The following is a 22,011-nucleotide window of genomic DNA, read 5'->3' as shown; positions in this document are numbered from 1 at the left end:
AACAGCAGGCCCCGCCCGCATTACCGCCGGCGGGGCCTGCTGTGTTTGTCGGTCACCCGGCAAGATCCTGCGCCGCGAGTTCCGTGGCGCGTTGCTCGCGGGCCACGGTGAGGATGACGTCCCGCAGCCGCTCGACGTAGAGCTGCATGTTCTTGTACGCGATGTCGGTGTCGGGGTAGCGGCAGGTGAACCACAGGCCCTCGTGGAGCCGGTTCAGCCAGACGCACACCTGGTCGCCGTACGACACCCTGACGAGCCCGTAGGCCGAAAGCTCGTCCCAGCGCTCCGCCCCGGCGATCCCGCGTGCGTCCACGAACGAGACGATCGAGTACAGGTCGGGCGAGGTCGGCCGGAAGTCCGCACCGAGCAGGCGCAGTACCCGGGCCAGCGGCATGCGTGCCAGCGACCGGTTGGCCTGCAGTTCGGCGCGTACGACCTTCAGGGCGGCGGTGAAGTCGGGCGCCTGGTCGATGGCGACCTCTACGGGTGCGCCGCCGACGTACCAGCCCACGGAGTTGGACCACTTGGACTTCACTCGCGTGTGGAAGGGAACGACGGCCCGGTAGACGGGCTCTCCGCCGATCTCGTGGACGATGAGGCTGGTGGCGGCCAGGACGCCGACGAGGCTGCCGCCGAAGGGCCGGCAGTACGACTCGAACGCGGCGGCGGCGTCCGCGTCGACGAGCATCTCGCGCATCAGCTTCTGCGTGGGCAGCGGGCCACCGGGCTCAAGGCCCAGTTCGACGGGGAAGTTGGGCAGTTTGCCGTTGCACCGCTGGATGAACTCCCGCCAGCGGGCGACGATCTCATGGGTGCCGTCGATCCGGTCGGCGTCCGCCCGCTCGATCTCGCAGAAGTCGACGTAGCTGCCGACCGGCGGCTCCTCCACGGGGCGTCCCTCGAGTGCTGCCGCGTAGAGCTCGTGGATCTCGGCCGGGATGCGTTGGATGGAGTAGGCATCGACGTTGCTGTGGTCGAAGCCAATGTACACGCTGGTGCTGTCGTCCCTGATGACCGCCGCGTAGAGGAAGTTGGGCCAGCTCAGTGCGTTCGCGGCGGCGTCGAAGCGGTCCTGGAGGTGCTGGACCAGCGCGTCCGTGTCGGGGAAGTCGCCGGCCTCCTCGCGCTGCAGCGACACCGCCTCGGGGGCGAGGGTGAAACGGTGCATCTCGTCGCCCGCCCAGCGGAATCCGCTGCGCAGCGTCTCGTGCCGCAGGGTCCAGCCACGCAGTGCGACCTCCAGCGCGTCGAGGTCGACTGCGCCCGGGATGTCGAAGGCGGTGCCGAGCCAGGTCGGCACGAACAGGCCGTCCTCCCGCACGGATCGGGCGGTCCTGATGTGCCCTTCCTGGACGTACGCCGGCGGGCGGGGGTCGGCCGGAAGGTCCGCGGCGGCCGCGACCGTCGCAGGACTGAGTGCCCACTCGACAAGCCGTCCGGGCCGGACCTCGCAACGCTGGATGTCGGTCATTCGCACGGGCGTCTCCGTTCGCAGTTGGAGCCCGGATCGGGCGGACCCGATCAAGGGAATGCCGCGACCGCGAACGGGGATACCCGGAACATGATGTGTTCCCACTTTTGAGTGGATTGAGTGATCGGCGGATGTGAGCCAATCGGTCTGCCGGACATCCAGTGGTGCCGATTCAGGCTTTTCAGCATACGAACAGGCCGCGCCTGAAAGCACGGTGAGTCTTCATGCCCTCATGTCCCCGCTTGGACACGGGATTTCCGGGAGTGCGGAATACGGTGTAGTAACTGATAGTGTTCGTGCAGTCACAGTAGGCAATCCGCCTCGACATCCAGGCAATGAAGGACCGAGGGTTCCATGCGCAAGCTTCAACAGGCCATGATCGCAGCGGCAGTGGCGGCCGGCGGGCTGTCCGCCATCGGTGCCGGTGCGGGTACCGCCTACGCACACGACCACGGCCACGACAGTGTGCCGAAGGTGGCCGAGCACTACCGCCCCTACCAGGAGTGCAGCCCGCAGACGGTGGCCGAGGGCGACCTGCCGATCGGCGTACTGGGTCTCTCCGAGACCTTCGACACCACCTGCGGCCAGTTCAACAACGCCTTCACTGGCTGAAGTAGGCGGCCAAGTCCTGCGCGACGCTTTCCGCGGGCCCCTCGGGGGTCACCCCGAAGGGGCCCGTTGACGTGTGGCGGCGCGGAGCGAGAGGCCGTCTGACCCGAATGCGCTCACTACGGCTCTGAGATTCGGCGCATCGATCAGGTCAGCCCTTCACTTTCCGACATTCCCAGGGAACAAAGGAAACGGATCCATGTTCAGTAGGAAGAAGATCGCGGCCGTCTCAGGGCTTCTCTGCGGCCTCGCGGTGACCGGTGTCGGCGTCACGCAGGCCCACGCTGCGGCGGACCCGGGCGCCTGCTCCGTCAGCCTCTCCGGCGACGTCACCTGCGTCCAGCGGGTCACCGGCGATATGCCCGAGGGCGGAGGCTTCGCCATCCGCAAGGCGACGACCTGTACGCCGGTGAAGCCCATGCAGCTGCCCGTCATCCCCCTTCTGAACAACGGGTCCACGCGGATCGGTCCCGAGGTGACCTGCAACCCCGGCGCGGCGCCGGTGGCCGACCAGGCCGACAAGGGCGACGGCGGATTCGAGCTGCCTGGCGGCCTGCTGAGCTGATCATCGAGGGGCGGATTTTCCGACGCCTTCCTCAACTTCCAAGCGGCGGACGGCCGGACCGGGGTGACCTGGACCGGCCGTCCGCTGTTTTGGTGTGCGCGCGAGTGCGACGCGTCGGCGGGCAAACGGGTGACTGCCCTTCGGGGCCCGTGACTTGGCCTGGGGGAAGCGTCGTTTCCAGGGGGAAAACGGTGGCGGACGAAAGGTGCCTCGCCATAGGCCGACACGGCGCATAGAAGGGCAGAATGTCCCAAATGGCTACGCTACGTGTGTATATGCTCACATTAAGTAGTCAAGCAAGGGCTTCATGCCCAGCTAGGGAAGGGTCTAACTATGCGCAAGTTCCAGCGGGTCGCGGTCGTAGTCGCAGCGGTCGCGGGGCTGTCCGCTCTCGGCGCCGGTGTCAGCAGCGCCGGCGGCTACGACGGTGGCGTCACCGCGGTGGCGTCGTCGCAGGCCAACGCCATTGCGACGTCGGGCGCCCCGTACGGCATGCAGGCCGCTCCGCAGGCGGCCCCGTCCTTCGCGCCGTCGAACGGCTTCAACTACGCGCCGGAGACGGGCTACTACGCGGCCCCGCAGACCGGCTATGCCGCCCCTCAGGCCGGCTACGCCGCGCCGCAGACGGGCTACGCCGCGCCGCAGGCCGGTTACGGCCAGTACGCCGCCCCGTACGGCAGCAAGTAGAAGTAGCGCCGAGGGCCCGGTGCGCAAGCTTCACAAGGCCCCGTAGCAACACCTCTCAACAAAGCAATGGCAGCCCGGACGCGCGGCAAAACCATCACGGTGCGCGTCCGGGCTGCGCCAATGCCGTCGCCGGACGTCCTTTGAGGGCGCGTCAGGCGCCGGTTCCGCATTTCACCCCAGGGCTCGGGCGCACGCCGATCGACGGCATCGGCGCCCGGGCCTCGACTGCAAAGGAGCACCAGACATGGTCAGTCGGCGGAAGATCGCAACCGTCTCGGGCCTCATCGGAAGTCTCGCCGTGATCTACGTCGGCGGTGCCGCGCAGGCGCACGCCGACGGGTCCCCGGGCGATTGCAAGACCACGGCCGTGGGTGAGACCACCTGCGTTCACAAGACCGAGACCGTCCACAAGGGCAAGGACGGCACGTACGTCGCCAAGCAGGCTCAGGAGTGCTCGACCATCTACCGGCCGCGCGTGGTGCTGCCCGAGGACAGTATGGACACGGGATCCACGAACGTCGGTCCGGTCGTGGAATGCTCCAACACGGCGCCGCTTCCCAAGGGTTTCAAGCGCCCTCACATCACGCGCCCGCATATCGAGTTCTGAGGCGCGACCGGGTGCGAACGGCGAATGCCGGATCGGGGATGGATCCCGATCCGGCATTCTGGCGTTCCTGGCACATCAAAGCCTCGGTGCCCCGGCCTGTGGCCGGGGCACCGAGGAAGGTTTGTGACTTACTTGCCGACGCTGTTGTTGCAGCCCATGCTCGAGCCCAGCGAGGTCGACTGCGCGCCCGCGTTGCCTTCGCCGTTCAGCAGGTTGCCGCCCAGGCCGTTGAGGATGCCGACCTGACCGAGGACGTCGACGTTGGCGTCGTGCGACCTGCAGGTGCTGCTCTGCAGGACACTGAAGGCAGAGGAGCCGCCACGACTGCCACCTTCGCCCGAACCCGAACCCCAGCCGCCCTGGTCGGCGTGGGCGGCGCCGGCGCTCAGAAGTCCGACGCTGCCGAGGGCAGCGACCAGGACGGCAGCCTTGCGAAGCTTGTGCATGTCATCTCCGGTGGAGTGAAGTGGATGCGATCTGTGACAGATCGACTTCGTGCAGTTACGGAGGCTAATACGAAATATCCGTCAATAACCGTTCGGCGCGCCGTATTCGGAACGCCATCACTGTCTTGGTCGAAGGCGGGAAATGCCCCGCCCGCGAAAAAGGGGGTCCCGGTACCGAGCTCGGCGCTCGGTACCGGGACCTGGTTCCCGCTCTTGGCCGCTAAGCGACCGTCACGCGACTAGAACGCGCTGTTGTTGCAGCCCATGCTCGAGCCGATGTGGGTGTCCTGGGCGCCGGGGTTGCCCTCGCCGTTGAGTGCGTTGCCCAGCAGGCCGTTGAGCAGTCCGACCTGGCCGAGGACGTCCAGGTTCAGGTCGTGCGACTTGCAGTTGGAGCTCTGCAGGACGTTGGTGCGCTGGTCGCCGCCCTTGCCCCCGTCGCGGCCACCCTCGCCGGCCTGAGCGGTACCGGCGCCCAGGAGCGCGACGCTGCTGATGGCAGCGACCAGAACGGCAGCCTTGCGAAGCTTGTGCATGTCATCTCCGGTGGAGTGAAGTGGATGCGATCTGTGTCAGATCGACTTCGTACAGTCACGGAGATTAATAGGAAATATGGGCAAATCGACCAGCGACGCGCCGTGTCGTGTGATCTTGTCGTGAAAGCACCCTAAAGCCGTATCGCTTCTGGCGGGCCCTTCGGGAACTCCCTCGAAGGGCCCGTGCCGGGTGCGCGTATCCGCTGGTCCCGCGGTTCTAGTGGGCCTTGGCGAGGGCGTTCGCCTGGCTGTTGGACTGCCCGCAGTTGACGCCCTTGGTCTCGGCGGCGGCGAGCACGGCGACCGGGAGATTCGCGTTCAGCAGGTTCTGCGGGCTGCACTCCTGGTATGGGCGGAAGAGGTTGTTCTGCTCCACCGCGCCGGACTGCGCCGCGGCGGGCTGCGGGGTCAGCTGCGGGCTGAGCTTCGGGCTCACCTGCGGGTTGACCTGCGGGCTGACATCGGCGCCGCGTTGCGGCAGCGCCTGCTGCGGGGCGGGCGAGCCGTAGGTGTGGGCGGTGGCCTGCGAGCCGGTCCAGGACGCGGCCTGGACCCCCTGCTGTGGAACGGGCGGCGGAGCGGCGTTGTACGCGGCGGGGGCGTCGGCGAAGCTTGGGACGACGCCGATGGCCGACAGACCGCCGGCCGCTGCTGCTACGAGCGCGACGTGCTGGAACTTGCGCATGAAACCCTCGGCCCTTCATTGACGTGCATGGAACGTACTGAAATGCGGCGATGCATCATTGCTCTGGCCCAGTGGGGAACGACATAAGTGCGGGGCCAGTCACGGGAGTCGGGGCGTGGTCACCCATTTGCCAGCGGGGTGAATCGCCGGCAGGCGGGCTGTTAATCCGATCGATGCCAAACGGGTGACGGGCTTTTGTATGCCGTGACCGGGACCGGTGAAATGTCGTTGCCAGCTGGGAGAGAACAGCGGACGTGAATCGGTGAGAGGACGACGGGATCCGCTGTCGCCTCCGGCGTGAAGTCCACAAGACAGCCCAGCATTACCCCTGTTGGTGCGCAGTACGAACATCAGACTGAGCGCACGCATGACTGCACTGAATACAACGGATTTCCCTGTACAGGTATTGAAGGGCCGAGGGTTCCATGCGAAAGCTTCACAAGGCCGCGCTCGTCGTAGCGGCGGCCGGCGGTCTGTCCGCCATCGGTGCCGGCGTCAGCCACGCCGACTCTTACGGCGGGTATCCCGGTGCTGCTCCGGTGCCCGCTCCCTACTACCCGGCACCTCAGGCCGCAGCTCCGGCGCCTGCTCCCCAGTACTACCAGCCTGCCCCGGCGCCCCAGTACCAGGCGCCGCCTCCGCAGTACTACCAGCCGGCCCCTGCTCCTCAGTACTACCCGGCGCCCCAGCAGCAGGCCACGGCCGCGACCACTGCGGCGGGCACCGCGCAGACCGGTCCGCAGCCGTACGCCCAGCCGATGATGCAGGCCGCTCCGGCGCCCGCGCCGCAGATCGGACAGGCCTCCGCCTTCGCCTCGTCCGGAGGCGCCGCGCAGGCCGGTGCACCGTCGTACGCCCCTCAGCAGGCCGCCCCTCAGCAGGCCGCCCCTCAGCAGGCCGCTCCTCAGCAGGCTGCTCCGCAGCAGCAGCCGGCGCAGGTCGTGCCGCAGGTCGCCCCGCAGACGGCGCCGCAGGTCACTCCGCAGGTCGCCCCCCAGGTCGCCGTGCCGCAGGTCTTCAACCCGGAGCCGCCGCCGCGTGTCGCCCCCCAGGTCAACCCGCAGGTGAACCCCGAGGTGAACCCGCTCATCAACCCGCTGATCTCGCCGGCCAGCGCGCCGCAGGTGCCCGGGCTCGGCCTTGGACAGGTCGCGGCGCCGCCCGTCGGTCAGTTGGGTCTGCCGCGACTCGGCTGACGGCCCGTCGTCGGTTGTCCTCCGTCCCAACTCGATCTGCTGCAGATCACTTTCGCTCGACCAATGGAGAAGAAATGCGCAAGCTTCAGAAGGCCGCCATCGTGGGCGCCGCCGTCCTCGGCAGCATCGGATCCTTCGGCGCCGGGCCCGCCTTCGCGCACGGCGAACCGGGGGCTCACGACGGCTTCGAGATCTCGCAGGGCATCGAGTGCCGTTCGCACGACATGAACATCGACGTTCTCGGCAGCGTGGGCGCCCTCAACGGCGCGCTGGGCAACGCGCTGAACGGTGAAGGCAACCCGGGCGCCCAGGACCACCACCTCGGTTCGGACATGGGCTGCAACAGCAAGGCCCTCTGAGCGGCCGCATCACACCCTTCTCCGCGAGACCCTTCGCCGCCCGCCCGCAGGGGTGGCTCAAAGCCCAGGCCAGGAGCAATCCGGCCTGGGCTTTCGTATGGCCGCGCGGGCGCGGGCGCGGGTGTCGGGGCCGATGACTGCCGGGAAGTCAGCTGCCCTGTCCGGCAAGCTCGGTGAGCGGGCCGTCCGTCAGCCGGTACACCGTCCACTCGTTCTGCGGGCGGGCGCCGAGGGAGTCGTAGAAGGCGATGGTCGGGGTGTTCCAGTTCAGGACAGCCCATTCGAGGCGTTCGTAGCCACGCTCCACGCAGATGCGGGCCAGTTCAGTGAGGAGGGCCTTGCCGTGGCCGGCGCCTCGGGCATTGGGGCGGACGTAGAGGTCTTCGAGGTAGATGCCGTGGACGCCGCGCCAGGTGGAGAAGTTCAGGAACCAGAGCGCGAAGCCGACCGGGTCGCCGGTGGTGTCGTCGGCTGCGATGTGGGCGTAGGCGGCGGGGTGCTCACCGAAGAGGGCCTCGTGGAGCTGGGCCTCGGTGGCCTTCGCCTCGTGCGGGACCTTCTCGTAGTCCGCCAGTTCGCGGATCAGGGCGTGGATGACGCGGATGTCGGCCGGGGTCGCGGTGCGGATCATAGGGGCGAGGCTAACTCGCGTAATCGCGCAGGTGGCGTGCGATTTCCAGTTGGCGGGGCTCCGGCGGGCGGCCGTCCTTCACGTCCCAGAGGGCGTTCTGCAGGAGGCGGCCCAGGGTCCAGGCACGCGCGCGGGCGCGTTCCAGGCCGAGCACGTCGGTCATGGCGTCGAAGCGCCAGCGGATCTCGTCGGCGTCGAAGTTGTTGTCGAGCGCCGGCCAGAGCTCGAAGCCCGGGTCGCCGGCCAGGGGTTTGGGGTCGATGGCGAGCCAGGGGGCGCGGTCGGACGCGAGGACGTTCTCGTCGTGCAGGTCCCAGTGCAGGAGGCGGTCGCCGGGTTCGTCCACGACCTCCCGTACGGCGGCCGCGCCGTCCGCGACCAGGCGGCGGGTCTCGGGGTCCGGGATGCGCTCCAGCGCCCACGGGGTGCGTTCCAGCATGGCCTGGGCGATGTCACCGAGGCGGCGCATGCCCTTCGGGGCGGGCGTGGCGGTGAGGTGGGCGAGCAGGTGCGCGATGACCAGCACGGCCTCGCGGGAGCCGGGGAGCGCGGAGAGCATGCGGGTGTGGTCGAGGCGTTCCAGGAGCATGGTGTGGGTCGTCTCGTCGTGGTCGAGGAGGCGGACCGCGCCGTCGCCGTCCCACAGGCGCAGGGCGACGGGCTCGCCCTCGCTCTCCTCGTCCAGCAGTTGCAGCTTGAGCACGGCCGGGATCCCGTCCGCGCGGACGACGGGCAGGACGAGGGCGGTGACTCCGTGCATGGGGCGCCCGTCCAGTCGTAGCTCCCAGCGGTCGAGGAACTCCCGGGCCAGGTCGGGCAGGCCGGCGATGAAGGCCCGACCCGCCTCGCCGTTGTACTCCTCCTGTGCCGCCGCCAGTTCGCTCGGGATGTCGATCACCCGACCGACGATACTGGCGTGCGTGAATCGCTTCATGCGAATTGACCGGGGGCTCGGAGAGAAGGTGTGGGCCTACGTCCGCAGCGCCCCCGGCACGTATGTCTGGCTGGCCATCCTGTTCGTGACCACCGTCGCGCTGCACCACATGTCACCGGAGTTCGAGCAGGAGTTCCTGCGGCAGCGGTCCACCAACATCCACGAGCTGTCGAACGACCCGAAGCGGGTGCTGGTGCAGAGTGCGATGTGGATCGACGGCGGCGACTGGTTCCCGTACGTCTTCCTCTACACGGTGTTCCATGCGCAGGCCGAGCGCTGGCTGGGGACGCTGCGCTGGCTGATGGTGTGTGTGGCTGCGCATGTGCTGGCGACGCTGATCAGCGAGGGGGCGCTGCTGAAGGCGGTCCGGGACGGGTTGGTGCCGCATTCGGCGGTCAACTCCCTCGACATCGGGGTGAGTTACGCGCTCGCCGGCGTGGTGGCGGTGCTGACGTACCGGATCTCGGCACCCTGGCGGTATCTGTATCTGGCGGGCGTGCTGGCCGTGTACGGGGTTCCCTTCGTGTCCTCGCCGACCTTTACCGACTTCGGGCACCTCCTCTCCGTGCTGATCGGGCTCGCGTGCTATCCGCTGGTCAGAGGGCGTGGGAAAGCATGGAATCCGAAGGAGACGGTCGCCGCCCTGAGGGGTTAGCTCTCCGGCCGTGAGCAGCTCGGCGAGCAGTGTCGTGATGGTGCGCAAGCGGGAGCCGGAGCCCTTCCGATGGCTCGGGGTGCAGGGGCTGTACCTCACCTACCGGGCGGCCGACCGGCGGGAGCGGAGCAGCCACGGCGCGGAGTCGTCGCGGCTGGCGCGGATGGCGCGACCGGGTGGCCGGGCGGCACTGAGGGCGGTGCCGGAGGCGGCAGCGGCGGGTTGTCCACAGCCTCCGGAATCTCATGAGTGCTGTGTCGGACCTGTGTGCCACTATCGCCTCAACGACCTATGACCCGGGGGGATCCCATGTCGGACGCCGATTCCTGTCCGCGTGCGAGACGGCGGCGCGCGGCCGCTTTCTTCGCTGCCGTTTCGCTGCTTTCTTCGCTGCTGGGCCTGAGCGGGGCCGGTTCCGCCGCTGCCGCTGACGCGTCCGTTGCCGCCGAGGGGGAGTGCGCGACGCTCGCCGTCGCTCCGTTCGGCGATCCGGGCGACGCCGTGGGCAGGGCGACGGTCGCTCCCGGCGCGAGTGCCTGTTACACCGTCACCGCCGAGGCGCCGGGCCTGTACCTGGTGCCGTTGCAGGACAGCAGCAACGAAGCGTACCGGCAGGTGCTGGCGGCCGACGGCAGCCAGGTGGACTGCAACGGGGACGAGTACGCCACGAACGGCATGTGCACGCTGCCCTCGGCGGGCACGTACACGGTCAAGGTCGTCAACGACGGCTGGGCGGACGCGGAGACCGCGGTCACCGTCGTCCCGCTCGGTGGCACGAAGGGCTGCGCCGACCCGGCCGGCACCAACTGGGACCAGCCGGACGGCAGTCGCACGGCCGTGGGCCCCGTGCAGGTCGACTGCCTGCCGTTCGATGCGAAGCGGGGCGAGCGGATCCGGCTCACCTACGGCTCGAAGGTGTACGGCAACTCCCTCGCCTGGATCACCGACGCGACCGGCGCCCGCGTCTGCCCGCACTTCCCGGAGGACGGCGAGGACAGCTGTGTGCTGCCCGGTGACGGGCCCTTCCGGGTGATCTCCCGGGTCTCGTACACGGAGAAGGGGTTCCCCGCGGAGTACGGCGTGAAGGTGCGCCGGCTGAACGATCCGCAGGGCTGCACCGCCGCGCCCGTCCGGCCCTACGGTGTGCCGGCGCAGCAGGACCTGACCATGAACCCCTGCTACACGTTCACCGTCGGCAGGGCGGGCCCGTACACCGTGCACCACGTGAGCGAGCAGCGGTCCGCCGGGCCGGTGCAGGTGTACGACGCGAACGGTCTGACGGTGTGCCGGTCCGGCGACGATCCCTGCCGGATGGCGAAGGCGGGCACGTACACGGCGGTCCTCGACGGCTCGTATCCCTTCCAGGACTTCCGTGAGGGGCTGGTCGTGTTCGACCGGGCCTCAGACTCCGGGTGTGCCGCTGTCGGAACAGGGCTGTACAAGGGCGAGTTGAGCGCTGTGGGGCAGTACGACTGCCTCTCGCTCTCCGCCCCGCAGGGCGCCCGGATCGCCGCGCTCACCCCGCTGGTCTCGTCCGGGGTGGACGCCGACGTGGAGGTCCTCGACCGGGACGGCACGGCGCAGTGCGACGCCACGGCGCTGTCGAACGGCGACTGCGCGCTCACGGGTCCGGCCCCCTACCGGGCGCTGGTGCACACCGAGGACAACGGGGACGACGCGACCGGCGCCTACTCCGTCGCCTTCCACCGCACCGACGCCGCGAACGACTGCCCCGTGCTGCCCGCCGGGAGCTTCACCGCCGACGGCGCCGAGGCCACGCTTGCCACGGGTGACGGCGTCTTCTCGCACTGCCTGAGCATCCCCGCGGACGCGCATACGGGCGCGGAGGTCTTCCAGCTCCTCGCCACATCCGGCGGCGTTCCCGCGAAGTTCTCGGTGCTGGACTCCACCGGCAGGAAGGTCTGCGACCGTAACGCCACCACCGACGGCTGGACGGTGTGCGCACTGACCCCCGGCAAGGCCCACACCGTGCTGGTCACCGGCCAGGACAAGGCCGCCACGTATACGCTGGCCAGGCGTGACGTCACCGCGACCGCCGACTCGGCGGGCTGCATGAGGACCACCGCGGTGAAGGTCGGCGGACCGTCCGTCAAGGGTGGCTACGGTGCCCCGGGCACGCTGAACTGCCACCAGGTCACCACCGACGCGGCCACCGATGTCGTACACCTCGATGTGCGGGACGCGCTGGGCACGGCCAACATCGCGGTCATGGGCGGTGACGGCAAGCCCGAGTGCTCCTTCCGCAACCGCTCCTGCGCGGCCACCGGTTCCACCACCCACCAGGTTCTGGTGCAGACACCGGCCACCCTCAAGGCGGCGCCCGAGTACCACCTGGACGCCCTGCGCGTCGCGACCGCCGACGGTCCCGCGCCGGAGTGCACCAGGGTGCCGTCGGTGGCTTACGGGTACGGGCCGATCACCGGCACGCTCGACGAGTCGCACACCGCCGTGTGTGCCGTCCTGCCCACCGCCGGGTTCGACCGCTTCGACACCGCGATCACCGACACGACCGGCGCCGCCACCACCGCCGTGCCGGTCCTCTACAACAGCGCCTGGAACAACGGTTGCACGCTGTACATACCGACCGGCTACCAGTGCGCGGCGGGTGGCTCGTCCAGCGGGGCCGCGCAGAGCGTGTTCCTGCTCGGCCTTCCCGAAAAGGCGTCCAGAACGTCCTACAGCGCCAAGTTGAGCTGTACGTCCCCGCTGTGCGGCACGGACAAAGTGAGCGTCACCGGGGCCAGCCCGGACACCGGGGTGAGCGGCAGCAAGGTGCGGCTGACGGTGACCGGTACCGCGCTCGGCCCGGACGACACGGTCCGCCTGAGCCTGAGCGGCAGGACGCTGACCGCCACGACGGACTCGGTCTCCACCGACAACAGGACGCTGACGGCCACGGTCGACCTCACGGGCGCGGCGGCCGGCACCTGGAACGTCAGCGTGATCGCGCACAACGCCGAGTACCAGCGCGGCACCTTCACCGTGACCCAGGCCCAGCTGACGAACACGGCCGCCCCCAAGGCGACGGGCACGGCCAAGGTGGGCGCCAAGGTCTCTGCGGCAGCCGGGAGCTGGTCGGCGGCCCCGTCGTCGTACACCTACCAGTGGAAGGCCGACGGGAAGGCGATCAGCGGGGCCACGGCGTCGACCTACACGATTCCGGCGGCGCAGCTCGGCAAGAAGCTCGGCGTGACGGTCACCGCGGTCAAGAGCGGCTGGCTGAGCGGGACGGCGACCTCAGCGGGGGTGACCGTCGCCAAGGGGGACGCGCCCAGAGCGACCAAGGTGCCGGTGATCAGCGGGACGGTGAAGGTCGGCAGGACGCTCAAGTCGACGGCCGGGACCTGGAGTCCGACGGCGACCTCGTACGCGTACCAGTGGTACGCGAACGGGAAGGCGATCAGCGGGGCGACCAAGTCCTCGCTGGTGCTGAAGCCGGCGCAGAAGGGCAAGAGGATCACCGTGAAGGTGGTCGCGCACCGCACCGGTCACCAGGACGGATCGGCGGTGAGCAAGGCGAGCAGTGCGGTCGCCGGGTGATTGGTTGGCAGGTGGCCGGGTGGCCGGGTGGCCGGGTGGCCGGGTGAGCTGAGGGGAGGGGTCCGCGGTCCGTGGGGCCCCTCCCCGGTCTTGTGCCACCGGCTCCGGTCCTACGCCACCGGCTCCGGTACGGGCGCCTCTGCCGGAGCGCCGTGCCTGGGGGCCTTCGCCGTCACCATCAACCCCGCGATCAGGCCGGCCAGGAGCATGATGCCGGCGGCCCACCAGATGGCGACCGTGTAGCCGTGGACGACGCCCTCCTTGGCGATCAGGGCCTGCTGTGCGGGATGGTGGAGATGGGCGGCGATGTAGGTCGCGCTGCTGGTGGTGGCGATGGTGTTCAGCAGGGCCGTACCGATCGAACCGCCCACCTGCTGTGCGGTGTTGACGGTCGCCGAGGTCACACCCGAGTCCTGGGGTGCGACGCCCGCCGTCGCGGTGGCGAAGACCGGCATGAAGGTCAGGCCCATGCCGAGACCCATCAGGAGCAGGGCGGGCAGGATCTCGGTGGCGTAGGGCGAGTCGACCGTCATCTGCGTGAGGATCACCATGCCGCTCGCCGCGAGGATCATGCCGGGGACCATCAGCAGGCGCGGCGGGACGCGGTTCATCAGCCGGGCGGATATCTGGGTGGAGCCGATGATGATCGCTGCGGTGAGGGGCAGGAAGGCCAGGCCGGTCTTCAGGGGCGAGTAGCCGAGGATGACCTGCAGGTAGTAGGTCATGAACAGGAACAGCCCGAACATGCCGATGATGGCGAGCCCCATGGTCAGGAAGCAGCCGGCGCGGTTGCGGTCCTTGACGATGTGGAGGGGGAGCAGGGGCGTCCGCGCCCGCGACTGCCACCACACGAAGGCCACCAGGAGCACGACGCCTGCCGCCAGCAACCCCAGCACCAGCGGGTCGGTCCAGCCGCGCGGCTCGGCCTCGCTGAAGCCGTACACGATCGCGACCAGGCCGCCGCAGCCCAGCACCGCACCCGGTACGTCGAGGCGGGCGCCCGCGTGGCCGGGGCGGTCGTGCAGCAGGGCGAAGGCGCCGAAGACGGCGACGATCGCTATGGGGATGTTGACGTAGAGGCACCAGCGCCAGTTCAGGTACTCGGTGAGCAGACCGCCGACGATGAAACCGATCGCCGAGCCGCTGCCCGCGAGGGCGCCGTAGATGCCGAACGCCTTTCCGCGCTCCTTCGGGTCGGTGAAGGTCGTGGTGAGCAGCGACAGGGCCGACGGGGCCAGGACGGCGGCGAAGGCGCCCTGCAGCGCGCGGGCGCCGAAGAGCATGGCGGAGCCGTTGGCGGCGCCGCCGAGCGCGGAGGCGGCGGCGAAGCCGATGAGCCCGATGATGAACGTCCGCTTGCGGCCCACCAGGTCGGCGATGCGGCCGCCGAGCAGAAGGAGGCCGCCGAAGGCCAGCGTGTAGGCGGTGATCACCCATTGCCGGTTGCCGTCGGACATCCCGAGGTCGCGCTGCGCGGAGGGGAGCGCGATGTTCACGATGGTCGCGTCGAGCACGACCATGAGCTGCGCGAGCGCGATGATCACCAAGCCCCACCAGCGGCGGGGATCGGCGTCCTGGGGTTCACCTGTCGGGGTGACGCGCACCTGGCCAGAAGACCACGGATCGGGGAGTGTCGCATCCGCGGACGCGGATGCGGATGCCTTGCGACCGGTCATGTGCCTGGTCGTTTGCCTGGTCGGGTGCCTGGTCATGGCTCCAATACCACCTTTCCGGTCGTTCCACGGGTTTCCAGTGCCCGGTGCGCGGCCGCCGCCTCGGCGAGCGGGAAGCGCTGCACCGCGGGGGTCAGCCGACCCGCGGCGGCCTCGGCGAGGGCGCGCAGTTCGAGGGTGCGCAGGGGATTGGGGCCGCCGGTCTTCTGCATCATCACGGGCCCCAGGACCCGCTCGGAGACGCCGTCGACGAGGTAGGGCCGGCCGCCACGGATGCCCTCGGCCGACCAGCCGAAGACGAGGTGCCTGCCGCCGGGGCCGAGCAGGGCGACGGTCTCGCGGGCGACCTCGCCGCCCACGCCGTCGAAGACGAGGGTGGCCGGGCGGCCGCCCAGATGGGCGCGGACCTTGTCCGGCCAGCCCGGGTCGTTGTAGTCGACGGCGACGTCGGCGCCGCCCGCCTGCACCCGCGCGACCTTCTCCGGGCCGCCGGCAAGTCCGACGACGACGGAGCCGGCGTTCTTCGCGTACTGCACGAGCAGGGTGCCGATGCCACCCGCGGCCGCCGGGATCACGACCACGTCGTCCGGGCCCGGCTCGGCGAACTGCACGATTCCCATCGCCGTACGCCCGGTCCCGATCATGGCGACGGCCGCGGCCCCGTCCAGGTTCTCCGGTATCTCGTGCACCCGGTCGACATCGGTGACGGCGAGTTCCGCATATCCTCCCCCACTGCTTGAAGAGCCCGGGGGGACGCCCTGGGCGAGGCCGAGGTGGGCGACCACACTCTTGCCGAGCCACAGCGCGGCGACGCCCTCGCCCAGCGACTCCACGACACCGGCGACCTCACGGCCCGGGATGGTGGGCAGCCGGGTCGGCTCGGGCAGCGGGCCCCGCTCGCCCTCGCGGAGAGCGGTGTCGAGCAGGTGAACCCCGGCCGCTTCCACGGCGATACGGACCTGGCCCGGGCCCGGCGTGGGGTCGGCCACCTCCTCGTAGCGGAGGTTCTCGGCCGGACCGAAGGCGTGCAGACGGATGGCGTGCATCGTGATCCCCCAACTGTTGGTGCGGAGCCCCACCCCTTCGTGCCGAGTACATCTCTGTGCGGATCCCGCCTCTGTGCGTGGAACCACTCTTCAACCTCAAGCTTGCTTGAGGTCAAGGGTCCGGCGGCCGAGCGCCAGCGACACCGCGGCGAGGGCGCTGTTGAAGGAGACCTCCGACAGGACGCCGGGGGCCGCGACCTGGTCGCCGGCGAGGTAGACGCCGTCGCCACGGTCGATGGCCGGGCGGTCGCGCCAGCTGGTGCCGGGCAGGTCGACGGCGCCGGTACGGCCGTTCGCGAGGGCCTCGCGCCGCCAGGTGACGCGCCCGCGCCAGCCCTCGAAGGCGAGGTCGAGGAGCTCCTCGGCGCGCGCGATGCCGTCGGCCTTCGACTCGTGCGGGGCGATCGGGATCTGGCCCTGGATGAGCTGCTCGCCGGCCGGGGCGAGGGTGCGGTCCTGTGCGGTGAACCGCTCCAGCCAGCCGGGGGAGTCGAGGTCGGACACGGCGAAGGCATCTCCGCGGCGGGTCCGTACCGCGAGATCGACGAGAGCCGTACGGCTGCCGGTCCAGGTCAGGGTGTCGTCGCGCAGGAGTCGCCGGGCGGCGTCGAGGGAGGTGGCGACGATGACGGGGCCGCCGGTCGCCGGAAGGGCGTCGAGGGCGTCGACGCGGGACAGGGTCTCCATCCGTACTCCGAGATTCCACGCCCGGGCGGCCATGCGGTCGATGACGGTGGCCCAGCCGCCGCGCGGGTAGTGCGCCTCGGGCGGAAGCTTGGTGGCACGGCGCAGCCGCTCCTGCACGAACGCGGCGGACAGGGCGCCGGGGTCGTGGTGGAAGAGCGCGACGGCCGAGTAGTGGGCGGCGGCCCGGGCGGCCTCCTCGCCCGCGACGCCGGTGGCCCAGCTCATGAAGTCGGCGTCGACGGGCGCCTGCTGGAGCCCGTGGCGCAGCAGCTTCAGCATCGCGAAGGGTGGGGTGCGGCGCAGTACGCCGTGGTGGCGCAGCCGCAGCCGGGCCGCCTCCAGGGGCGGGACGGGGGCGAGCGGCCCGATCAGGTTGCGCTGCTTCAGCCAGGTCCAGTGCGGGCCGCCGCTGTAGAGGGCATGCGGTCCGTCGTTCGTCCGGTACGGGCCATCGGCGGTCCGGGCTCGCCCGCCGAGCGTGTGATGGGCTTCGAACACGGTCACTCTGGCGCCCGCCTCGGCAGCGGTGACGGCCGCGGTCAGTCCGGCGAAACCGCCGCCGATGACGGTGATGCGGTGCATGGGTGGGGTCTCCCTAGGGTTGGAGTCGCCTTTGTGTTCTTGCGCTGTGTCGCTGTGTTCATACGACGTCGCTGCGGCCCCGGAATGTGACATGGGTCTGCGTTCTGGCTGGTCAGGGGGATTGTCAGAGGTGGGGTGCACGATGGGGGCGTGGCGAGGAGAGCGGTGGGTGGAGTGGATGCGGCGAGCGGTTCGAGCGGGAGGGACGGTTCCGGTCGAGTGGGCGGGTCCGGGCGGACGGCGGTGAAGGGGGCCCGGCGGCCGGAGGTGCGGCTGCCTGCGCTGGAGCCGTTCGGGGGCGGGGAGTTGGAGCCGGACGGGGACTACGACGGGCTGGAGTTCCGGGACGCGGATTTCGCCGGGCAGGACGGCGGCGGCGCCCGGTTCATGGACTGCGCGCTGACGGGGTGCGCGCTGGACGAGACGCGGCTGCACCATGCCCGGATCCTCGACTCGGTGCTGACGGGGGCGCGAGGGGTCGGCACGGATCTGGCCGAGTGCACCCTGCGCGATGTCGAGGTGGTCGACGCCCGTCTCGGCGGGGCGCAGCTGCACGGTGCCGTCCTGGAACGCGTGGTGATCCGCGGCGGCAAGATCGACTATCTGAACCTGCGCGCGGCCCGGCTCAAGGACGTCGTCTTCGAGAACATCGTGCTGGTCGAGCCGGACTTCGGAGGCGCCGTACTGGAGCGCGTGGAGTTCGTGGACTGCGTCCTGAAGGAGGCGGACCTCACGGGCGCGGTCCTGAAGGACGTGGACCTGAGAGGGGCGGCGGAGCTGGGCATCGCGAGAGGTGTGGAACGGCTGGCGGGGGCGGTTGTCAGTATGGCCCAACTGATGGACCTGGCACCGGTGTTGGCGGTGGAGATGGGGATCCGGGTGGAGTGATGCGGTCTCCGGCCCGTCCGGCGTTCGAGGACGAGGCCGATCAGGCCGAAAGGGGGTCCGGGGGCGGCGGCCCCCAGCAGACGGTTACTGAAGTTCAAGGGACTGGATGCTCACGGGACCCGCGGAAAGCGGGCCTGCAGCGTCCAGATCGCCGGGTTCTCCCCGAGGTCGTCGTGCAGATCGACCAGGTCGGCGAGCAGGTCGTGCAGAAAGTCCCGTGCCTCGCGGCGCAGATCGGCGTGGGAGAAACTGAGCGGCGGCTCCTCCGCCGGCATCCAGTCCGCCTCGACGTCCACCCAGCCGAAGCGGCGCTCGAACAGCATCCGGTCGGTCGACTCGGTGAAGTCGAACTCCGCGTGCTGGGGGCGAGCCGCGCGGGACCCCGCCGGATCCCGGTCCAGCCGTTCCACGATGTCGCACAGCGCCCAGGCGAAGTCGAGCACCGGCACCCATCCCCAGGCTGTGGACAGTTCCCGGTCCGCCTTGGTGTCGGCGAGATAGACGTCACCGCAGAACAGGTCGTGGCGCAGGGCGTGGACGTCCGCGCGGCGGTAGTCCGTCTGCGGCGGGTCCGGGAAGCGGTTGGAGAGGGCGTAGCCGATGTCGAGCACGTACGAGATGGTGTCACGCCGCCTTAGGATCACTGGCGTGTCCCGATCCGCGCCCGTTGTCCCGGCCGTCATACTCGCCCTCGCCCTGACCGCGTGCGACGGGGGTGTGCACGGCACCCCGGGGGGCTCCGGGGTGCACGACCCGTACTTTCCGAAGGCGGGCAACGGCGGATACGACGTCAGCCACTACGACCTGAAGCTCGCCTACGACCCCGCCGGCGGACACCGCCTCACCGGTACCGCCACCATCACCGCCCGCGCCACCCAGGATCTCTCCGCGTTCGACCTCGACCTCAAGGGACTGGACGTCGACGAGGTCACCGTCGAGGGCAGACGTGCCCGCTGGAACCGGGCCGGGCAGGAACTAACCGTCCGCCCGCGCGGCGACCTGGACGACGACGAGACCTTCAGCGTCACCGTCCGCTACTCCGGCACCCCGCAGACGATCACCGACCCCGACGGCTCCCACGAGGGCTGGCTGCGCACCGACGACGGCGCGCTGGCGCTCGGCGAACCCACCGGCTCCATGGCGTGGTTCCCCGGCAACGACCACCCCTCCGACAAGGCGTCGTACGACATCGCCGTCACCGTGCCGAAGGGCTTGCAGGCCGTCTCCAACGGGGAGTTGACGGGAGAGACGAACGGCAAGAACCGTACGACCTTCACCTGGCACTCGGCCGAGCCCATGGCGAGTTACGTCGCCACCGTCGCCATCGGCCACTACGACATCAGCCGGTCCACCATCGGCAAGGACCGCCTGCCCGTGTACGTCGCCGTCGACCCGGCCCAGGCGAAGGCGAGCCGGAAGGTGCTCGCGAAGATCCCCGAGATCATCGAGTGGGAGGAGTACAACTTCGGGCCGTACCCCTTCTCCTCCACCGGCGCGATCGTCGACCGCGGACATGACGCCGAGTACGCCCTGGAGACCCAGACCCGGCCCGTCTTCCCCGGCGCCCCCGACACCGGCACCCTCGTCCACGAACTCTCCCACCAGTGGTACGGCGACTCCGTCACACCGAAGACCTGGCGGGACATGTGGCTCAACGAGGCCTTCGGGACCTACGCGGAGTGGCTGTGGGACGAGGACCACGGCGGCCACACCGCCCAGCAGACGTTCGACGCGCTGTACGACCACGGCGAGGACGACCACGAGGACCTGTGGGCCTTCCCGCCGGCGAAGCCGAGCAACGCCGCGCACATCTCCGACGATCCCGTCTACCAGCGCGGCGCGATGGTCCTCCACAAGATCCGGCAGACCGTCGGCGACGACACCTTCTACGACATCATCCAGGGCTGGGCCGCCGCCTACCGCCACCGGAACGCCGACACCGACGACTTCACGGCGTACGTCGAGAAGAAGGCGCCGGGCAAGGACTTCGACGAGATCTGGAAGGACTGGCTGTACGGGGACGGCAAGCCGAAGCACCGGTGACGCGGACCGCACCCGGTCGGCGAGCGGCGTCGAGCCCACGCCGATGAGCGCACCGAGCGCCGTCCCGGCCAAGGTCGTCCACTCCACGCCGGCATACTGCGCCTTCGCGGGGCGGCTCAGGCGGCCGGGGTGGGCAGCTCCTTGCGCAACACCGCGCACGGACGCCCCAGTTGGAGGTCCGTACGGCGGCCGATCACCCGGTAGCCGAGCGCCGTCCAGAAGGCGAGCCCCTGTGCATTGTCGTCGAGTACGGCGAGACGTACGGCGTCCCGGCCGGCCAGGCGGAACCTGTCCTCGACCAGCGTGGCCAGCCGGCGTCCATGACCTCGCCCGTGCTCGCCCGCGTCCACCATCAGCAGCCCGATCCACGGGTCCGGGTCGGCCGGATCGGGGTGGCCGGCGAGCGTGATCGCGACCCCCACCAGCCGGCCGGCGGCGCGCGCGAGGAGCACCTCGACGTCCGGATTCGCCAGCTCGTCGGCCAGCGCGGCCGCCACCTGCTCCGGGCGGATGTCGTCCGGGTCGGGGAAGTCACCGCTGAGGGCCTGGAACTCGCGGTTGGAGGCGTAGAGCGCGGTGAGTTCGGTGAGGAGCGGGGCCGGGATGTCGTGGTCGGGGGTGAGGGGGAGGGGGGTGAGGATCACGTCGGGCAACCTATCGCCCGGACACGGCCGTCGCCCCTACACGGCTGTTGCCCGGACACGGCTGTCGCCCCTACACGCCTGCCACCTGGGAACGCCGGAGCCCCCGGCCGAACGACCGGGGGCTCCGCACCGCGTGGCCCGCCTTCGGGCGGTCACGCGTCACACATACACGCGGACTGCGTCAGACGTTCACACCGAAGTCCTGGGCGATGCCCACCAGGCCCGAGGCATAGCCCTGGCCGACGGCGCGGAACTTCCACTCCGCGCCGTTGCGGTACAGCTCGCCGAAGACCATGGCCGTCTCCGTCGCCGCGTCCTCGGAGAGGTCGTAGCGCGCGATCTCGGCGCCGCCGGCCTGGTTGAGGATGCGGATGTAGGCGTTGCGGACCTGGCCGAAGTTCTGCGAGCGGTTCTCGGCGTCGTAGATCGAGACCGGGAAGACGATCTTGTCGATGTCGGCCGGGAGGCCGGCGAGGTTGACCTGGATCGCCTCGTCGTCGCCCTCGCCCTCGCCGGTGCGGTTGTCACCGGTGTGGACGATCGTGTTGTCCGGGGTCTGCTTGTTGTTGAAGAAGACGAAGTGACCGTCCGAAAAGACCTTGCCCTGAGTGTTGACCGCGATCGCGGAGGCGTCGAGGTCGAAGTCCGTGCCGGTGGTGGTGCGGACGTCCCAGCCGAGGCCCACGGTGACGGCGGTCAGGCCCGGAGCCTCCTTGGTGAGCGAGACGTTGCCACCCTTGGACAGGCTTACAGCCATGGTTTGGGAGTCCCTTCCCTCGTTGCGTACGGGCTTCGTACTGGAGACGAAGCTACCGGTACCTGTATGAACGCCAAGAGTGCTACCAGAGGTTCCCCGTCCGCCCATGTCTCTTTACTTTCTTTACCTGAGATATTCGGATGACGTGGACCGGACAGCCGAGCGACCATGGACGGCATGTCCGGTCCCTATCCCATCCGCGGCTCCGTCTCCCTCCCCGAGGCCGAGCTCCTGTGGCGTTTCTCGCGGTCGTCGGGGCCCGGTGGACAGCACGTCAACACCAGTGACTCGCAGGTGGAGCTGCGCTTCGACCTGGCGAAGACGGAGGCGCTGCCCGAGGTGTGGAAGCGACGCGCGCTGGAGCGGCTGGCCGGCCGGCTCGTCGACGGCGTCGTCACCGTCCGTTCCTCCGAGCACCGCTCCCAGTGGCGCAACCGCGAGACCGCCGCGGTGCGGCTCGCCGCCCTCCTCGCCGAGGCCACCGCACCGCCGCCCAAGCCGCGCAGGCCGACCCGGATTCCCCGGGGGATCAACGAGCGACGGCTGCGGGAGAAGAAGCAGCGCTCGGACACGAAGCGGGGGCGGCAGGGCCGGGACTGGGGCTGAGACCGGACGCGTCGGAAAACGGACGCCGGCTGCGCTGTCGTAGAACGTGTGCCATGGAAGGCCTGTCGTAGAACGCGTGTCGTAGAACGTCAGTCGCAGAACGTGTGCGTGGAGCGTCAGTCGTAGAACGTCCTTTGTCACAT

Annotated in this window: 23 protein-coding genes and 1 pseudogene; 12 read left to right on the top strand and 12 right to left on the bottom strand. The window is 69.9% G+C overall.

What is annotated here, in order from left to right:
• Positions 1-52: 52 nt before the first annotated feature.
• Positions 53-1,477: a condensation domain-containing protein gene (locus OOK07_RS19435; RefSeq protein WP_266797674.1), complete on the bottom strand. Its 1,425-nt coding sequence runs from the start codon at positions 1,475-1,477 to the stop codon at positions 53-55.
• 348 nt (positions 1,478-1,825) lie between these two features.
• Between OOK07_RS19435 and OOK07_RS19430 the strand changes: the two genes are divergently transcribed.
• The 4 genes from OOK07_RS19430 to OOK07_RS19415 all read left to right on the top strand — a co-directional run bounded on the left by OOK07_RS19430 (position 1,826) and on the right by OOK07_RS19415 (position 3,939).
• Positions 1,826-2,083, top strand: a complete 258-nt coding sequence (locus tag OOK07_RS19430; protein WP_266516811.1) for a hypothetical protein — start codon at positions 1,826-1,828, stop codon at positions 2,081-2,083.
• Positions 2,084-2,279: 196 nt separating this feature from the next.
• Positions 2,280-2,645 (top strand): hypothetical protein, encoded by a 366-nt coding sequence (locus OOK07_RS19425; protein WP_266797673.1) that lies wholly within the window; start codon positions 2,280-2,282, stop codon positions 2,643-2,645.
• Positions 2,646-2,978: 333 nt separating this feature from the next.
• Positions 2,979-3,332 (top strand): hypothetical protein, encoded by a 354-nt coding sequence (locus tag OOK07_RS19420; RefSeq protein ID WP_266682029.1) that lies wholly within the window; start codon positions 2,979-2,981, stop codon positions 3,330-3,332.
• Between the two features lie 244 nt (positions 3,333-3,576).
• On the top strand, positions 3,577-3,939 hold the full coding sequence (locus OOK07_RS19415; RefSeq protein WP_266797672.1) for a hypothetical protein: 363 nt from the start codon (positions 3,577-3,579) through the stop codon (positions 3,937-3,939).
• Between the two features lie 128 nt (positions 3,940-4,067).
• On the opposite strand, the gene OOK07_RS19410 is transcribed toward OOK07_RS19415, so the two are convergent.
• The 3 genes from OOK07_RS19410 to OOK07_RS19400 all read right to left on the bottom strand — a co-directional run bounded on the left by OOK07_RS19410 (position 4,068) and on the right by OOK07_RS19400 (position 5,606).
• On the bottom strand, positions 4,068-4,385 hold the full coding sequence (locus OOK07_RS19410; RefSeq protein WP_266682025.1) for a hypothetical protein: 318 nt from the start codon (positions 4,383-4,385) through the stop codon (positions 4,068-4,070).
• A gap of 239 nt (positions 4,386-4,624) precedes the next feature.
• On the bottom strand, positions 4,625-4,921 hold the full coding sequence (locus OOK07_RS19405; protein ID WP_266682023.1) for a hypothetical protein: 297 nt from the start codon (positions 4,919-4,921) through the stop codon (positions 4,625-4,627).
• 217 nt (positions 4,922-5,138) lie between these two features.
• The gene (locus tag OOK07_RS19400; protein WP_266682021.1) at positions 5,139-5,606 is read right to left on the bottom strand and encodes a hypothetical protein; all 468 of its coding nucleotides are present in this window, start codon (positions 5,604-5,606) and stop codon (positions 5,139-5,141) included.
• Between the two features lie 425 nt (positions 5,607-6,031).
• Between OOK07_RS19400 and OOK07_RS19395 the strand changes: the two genes are divergently transcribed.
• Both OOK07_RS19395 and OOK07_RS19390 read left to right on the top strand, forming a co-directional pair.
• Positions 6,032-6,802: a hypothetical protein gene (locus OOK07_RS19395; protein ID WP_266797671.1), complete on the top strand. Its 771-nt coding sequence runs from the start codon at positions 6,032-6,034 to the stop codon at positions 6,800-6,802.
• Between the two features lie 74 nt (positions 6,803-6,876).
• Positions 6,877-7,161, top strand: coding sequence for a hypothetical protein (locus tag OOK07_RS19390; RefSeq protein WP_266682017.1), 285 nt, complete (start codon positions 6,877-6,879; stop codon positions 7,159-7,161).
• A 148-nt stretch (positions 7,162-7,309) separates the two neighbouring features.
• Here the strand turns inward: OOK07_RS19390 and OOK07_RS19385 are convergent, their stop codons facing one another.
• Together OOK07_RS19385 and OOK07_RS19380 are read right to left on the bottom strand one after the other, a co-directional pair.
• Positions 7,310-7,792: a GNAT family N-acetyltransferase gene (locus OOK07_RS19385; protein ID WP_266797669.1), complete on the bottom strand. Its 483-nt coding sequence runs from the start codon at positions 7,790-7,792 to the stop codon at positions 7,310-7,312.
• A gap of 10 nt (positions 7,793-7,802) precedes the next feature.
• The gene (locus OOK07_RS19380; RefSeq protein WP_406311999.1) at positions 7,803-8,726 is read right to left on the bottom strand and encodes an aminoglycoside phosphotransferase family protein; all 924 of its coding nucleotides are present in this window, start codon (positions 8,724-8,726) and stop codon (positions 7,803-7,805) included.
• Between OOK07_RS19380 and OOK07_RS19375 the strand changes: the two genes are divergently transcribed.
• From OOK07_RS19375 to OOK07_RS19365, 3 genes and pseudogenes are all read left to right on the top strand, one after another.
• Positions 8,725-9,381, top strand: a complete 657-nt coding sequence (locus tag OOK07_RS19375; RefSeq protein WP_266682011.1) for a rhomboid-like protein — start codon at positions 8,725-8,727, stop codon at positions 9,379-9,381. The genes OOK07_RS19380 and OOK07_RS19375 overlap by 2 nt on opposite strands.
• Before the next feature lie 40 nt (positions 9,382-9,421).
• Positions 9,422-9,575: pseudogene (locus OOK07_RS19370) on the top strand (FAD-dependent oxidoreductase); the annotation flags it as partial.
• A gap of 115 nt (positions 9,576-9,690) precedes the next feature.
• Entirely contained in the window at positions 9,691-12,942 is a 3,252-nt protein-coding gene (locus OOK07_RS19365; protein ID WP_266797666.1) for a Tat pathway signal protein, read from the top strand.
• 110 nt (positions 12,943-13,052) lie between these two features.
• Here the strand turns inward: OOK07_RS19365 and OOK07_RS19360 are convergent, their stop codons facing one another.
• The 3 genes from OOK07_RS19360 to OOK07_RS19350 all read right to left on the bottom strand — a co-directional run bounded on the left by OOK07_RS19360 (position 13,053) and on the right by OOK07_RS19350 (position 16,930).
• Positions 13,053-14,546 (bottom strand): MFS transporter, encoded by a 1,494-nt coding sequence (locus OOK07_RS19360; RefSeq protein ID WP_406311997.1) that lies wholly within the window; start codon positions 14,544-14,546, stop codon positions 13,053-13,055.
• Positions 14,547-14,650: 104 nt separating this feature from the next.
• Positions 14,651-15,661 carry a zinc-binding dehydrogenase gene (locus OOK07_RS19355; RefSeq protein ID WP_266797663.1) on the bottom strand — a complete coding sequence of 337 codons (1,011 nt, stop codon included), beginning with the start codon at positions 15,659-15,661 and terminating at the stop codon, positions 14,651-14,653.
• Positions 15,662-15,757: 96 nt separating this feature from the next.
• Positions 15,758-16,930, bottom strand: coding sequence for an NAD(P)-binding protein (locus OOK07_RS19350; protein WP_266797661.1), 1,173 nt, complete (start codon positions 16,928-16,930; stop codon positions 15,758-15,760).
• Positions 16,931-17,173: 243 nt separating this feature from the next.
• Here OOK07_RS19350 and OOK07_RS19345 point away from each other — a divergent pair, with 243 nt between their 5' ends.
• Positions 17,174-17,818 carry a pentapeptide repeat-containing protein gene (locus OOK07_RS19345; RefSeq protein WP_266683615.1) on the top strand — a complete coding sequence of 215 codons (645 nt, stop codon included), beginning with the start codon at positions 17,174-17,176 and terminating at the stop codon, positions 17,816-17,818.
• A gap of 110 nt (positions 17,819-17,928) precedes the next feature.
• Here the strand turns inward: OOK07_RS19345 and OOK07_RS19340 are convergent, their stop codons facing one another.
• Positions 17,929-18,429 carry a hypothetical protein gene (locus OOK07_RS19340; protein ID WP_266797659.1) on the bottom strand — a complete coding sequence of 167 codons (501 nt, stop codon included), beginning with the start codon at positions 18,427-18,429 and terminating at the stop codon, positions 17,929-17,931.
• 7 nt (positions 18,430-18,436) lie between these two features.
• On the opposite strand from OOK07_RS19340, the gene OOK07_RS19335 reads away from it, so the two are divergent.
• Positions 18,437-19,861 (top strand): M1 family metallopeptidase, encoded by a 1,425-nt coding sequence (locus OOK07_RS19335; protein WP_406313335.1) that lies wholly within the window; start codon positions 18,437-18,439, stop codon positions 19,859-19,861.
• Between the two features lie 116 nt (positions 19,862-19,977).
• Here OOK07_RS19335 and OOK07_RS19330 read toward each other — a convergent pair whose 3' ends face one another.
• Both OOK07_RS19330 and OOK07_RS19325 read right to left on the bottom strand, forming a co-directional pair.
• A complete protein-coding gene (locus OOK07_RS19330; protein ID WP_266797655.1) occupies positions 19,978-20,505 on the bottom strand; it encodes a GNAT family N-acetyltransferase in 528 nt (175 codons plus the stop codon).
• A gap of 181 nt (positions 20,506-20,686) precedes the next feature.
• The gene (locus tag OOK07_RS19325; protein WP_266516766.1) at positions 20,687-21,262 is read right to left on the bottom strand and encodes a TerD family protein; all 576 of its coding nucleotides are present in this window, start codon (positions 21,260-21,262) and stop codon (positions 20,687-20,689) included.
• A gap of 168 nt (positions 21,263-21,430) precedes the next feature.
• On the opposite strand from OOK07_RS19325, the gene arfB reads away from it, so the two are divergent.
• Entirely contained in the window at positions 21,431-21,868 is a 438-nt protein-coding gene (arfB, locus tag OOK07_RS19320) for an alternative ribosome rescue aminoacyl-tRNA hydrolase ArfB (RefSeq protein WP_266516764.1), read from the top strand.
• Positions 21,869-22,011: the final 143 nt, after the last annotated feature.

This window comes from Streptomyces sp. NBC_00078 (assembly GCF_026343335.1).
Taxonomy (GTDB): domain Bacteria; phylum Actinomycetota; class Actinomycetes; order Streptomycetales; family Streptomycetaceae; genus Streptomyces.
The sequence above is the reverse complement of the archived record's forward strand: the minus strand, read 5'-3'. Positions and strand labels throughout refer to the sequence as shown.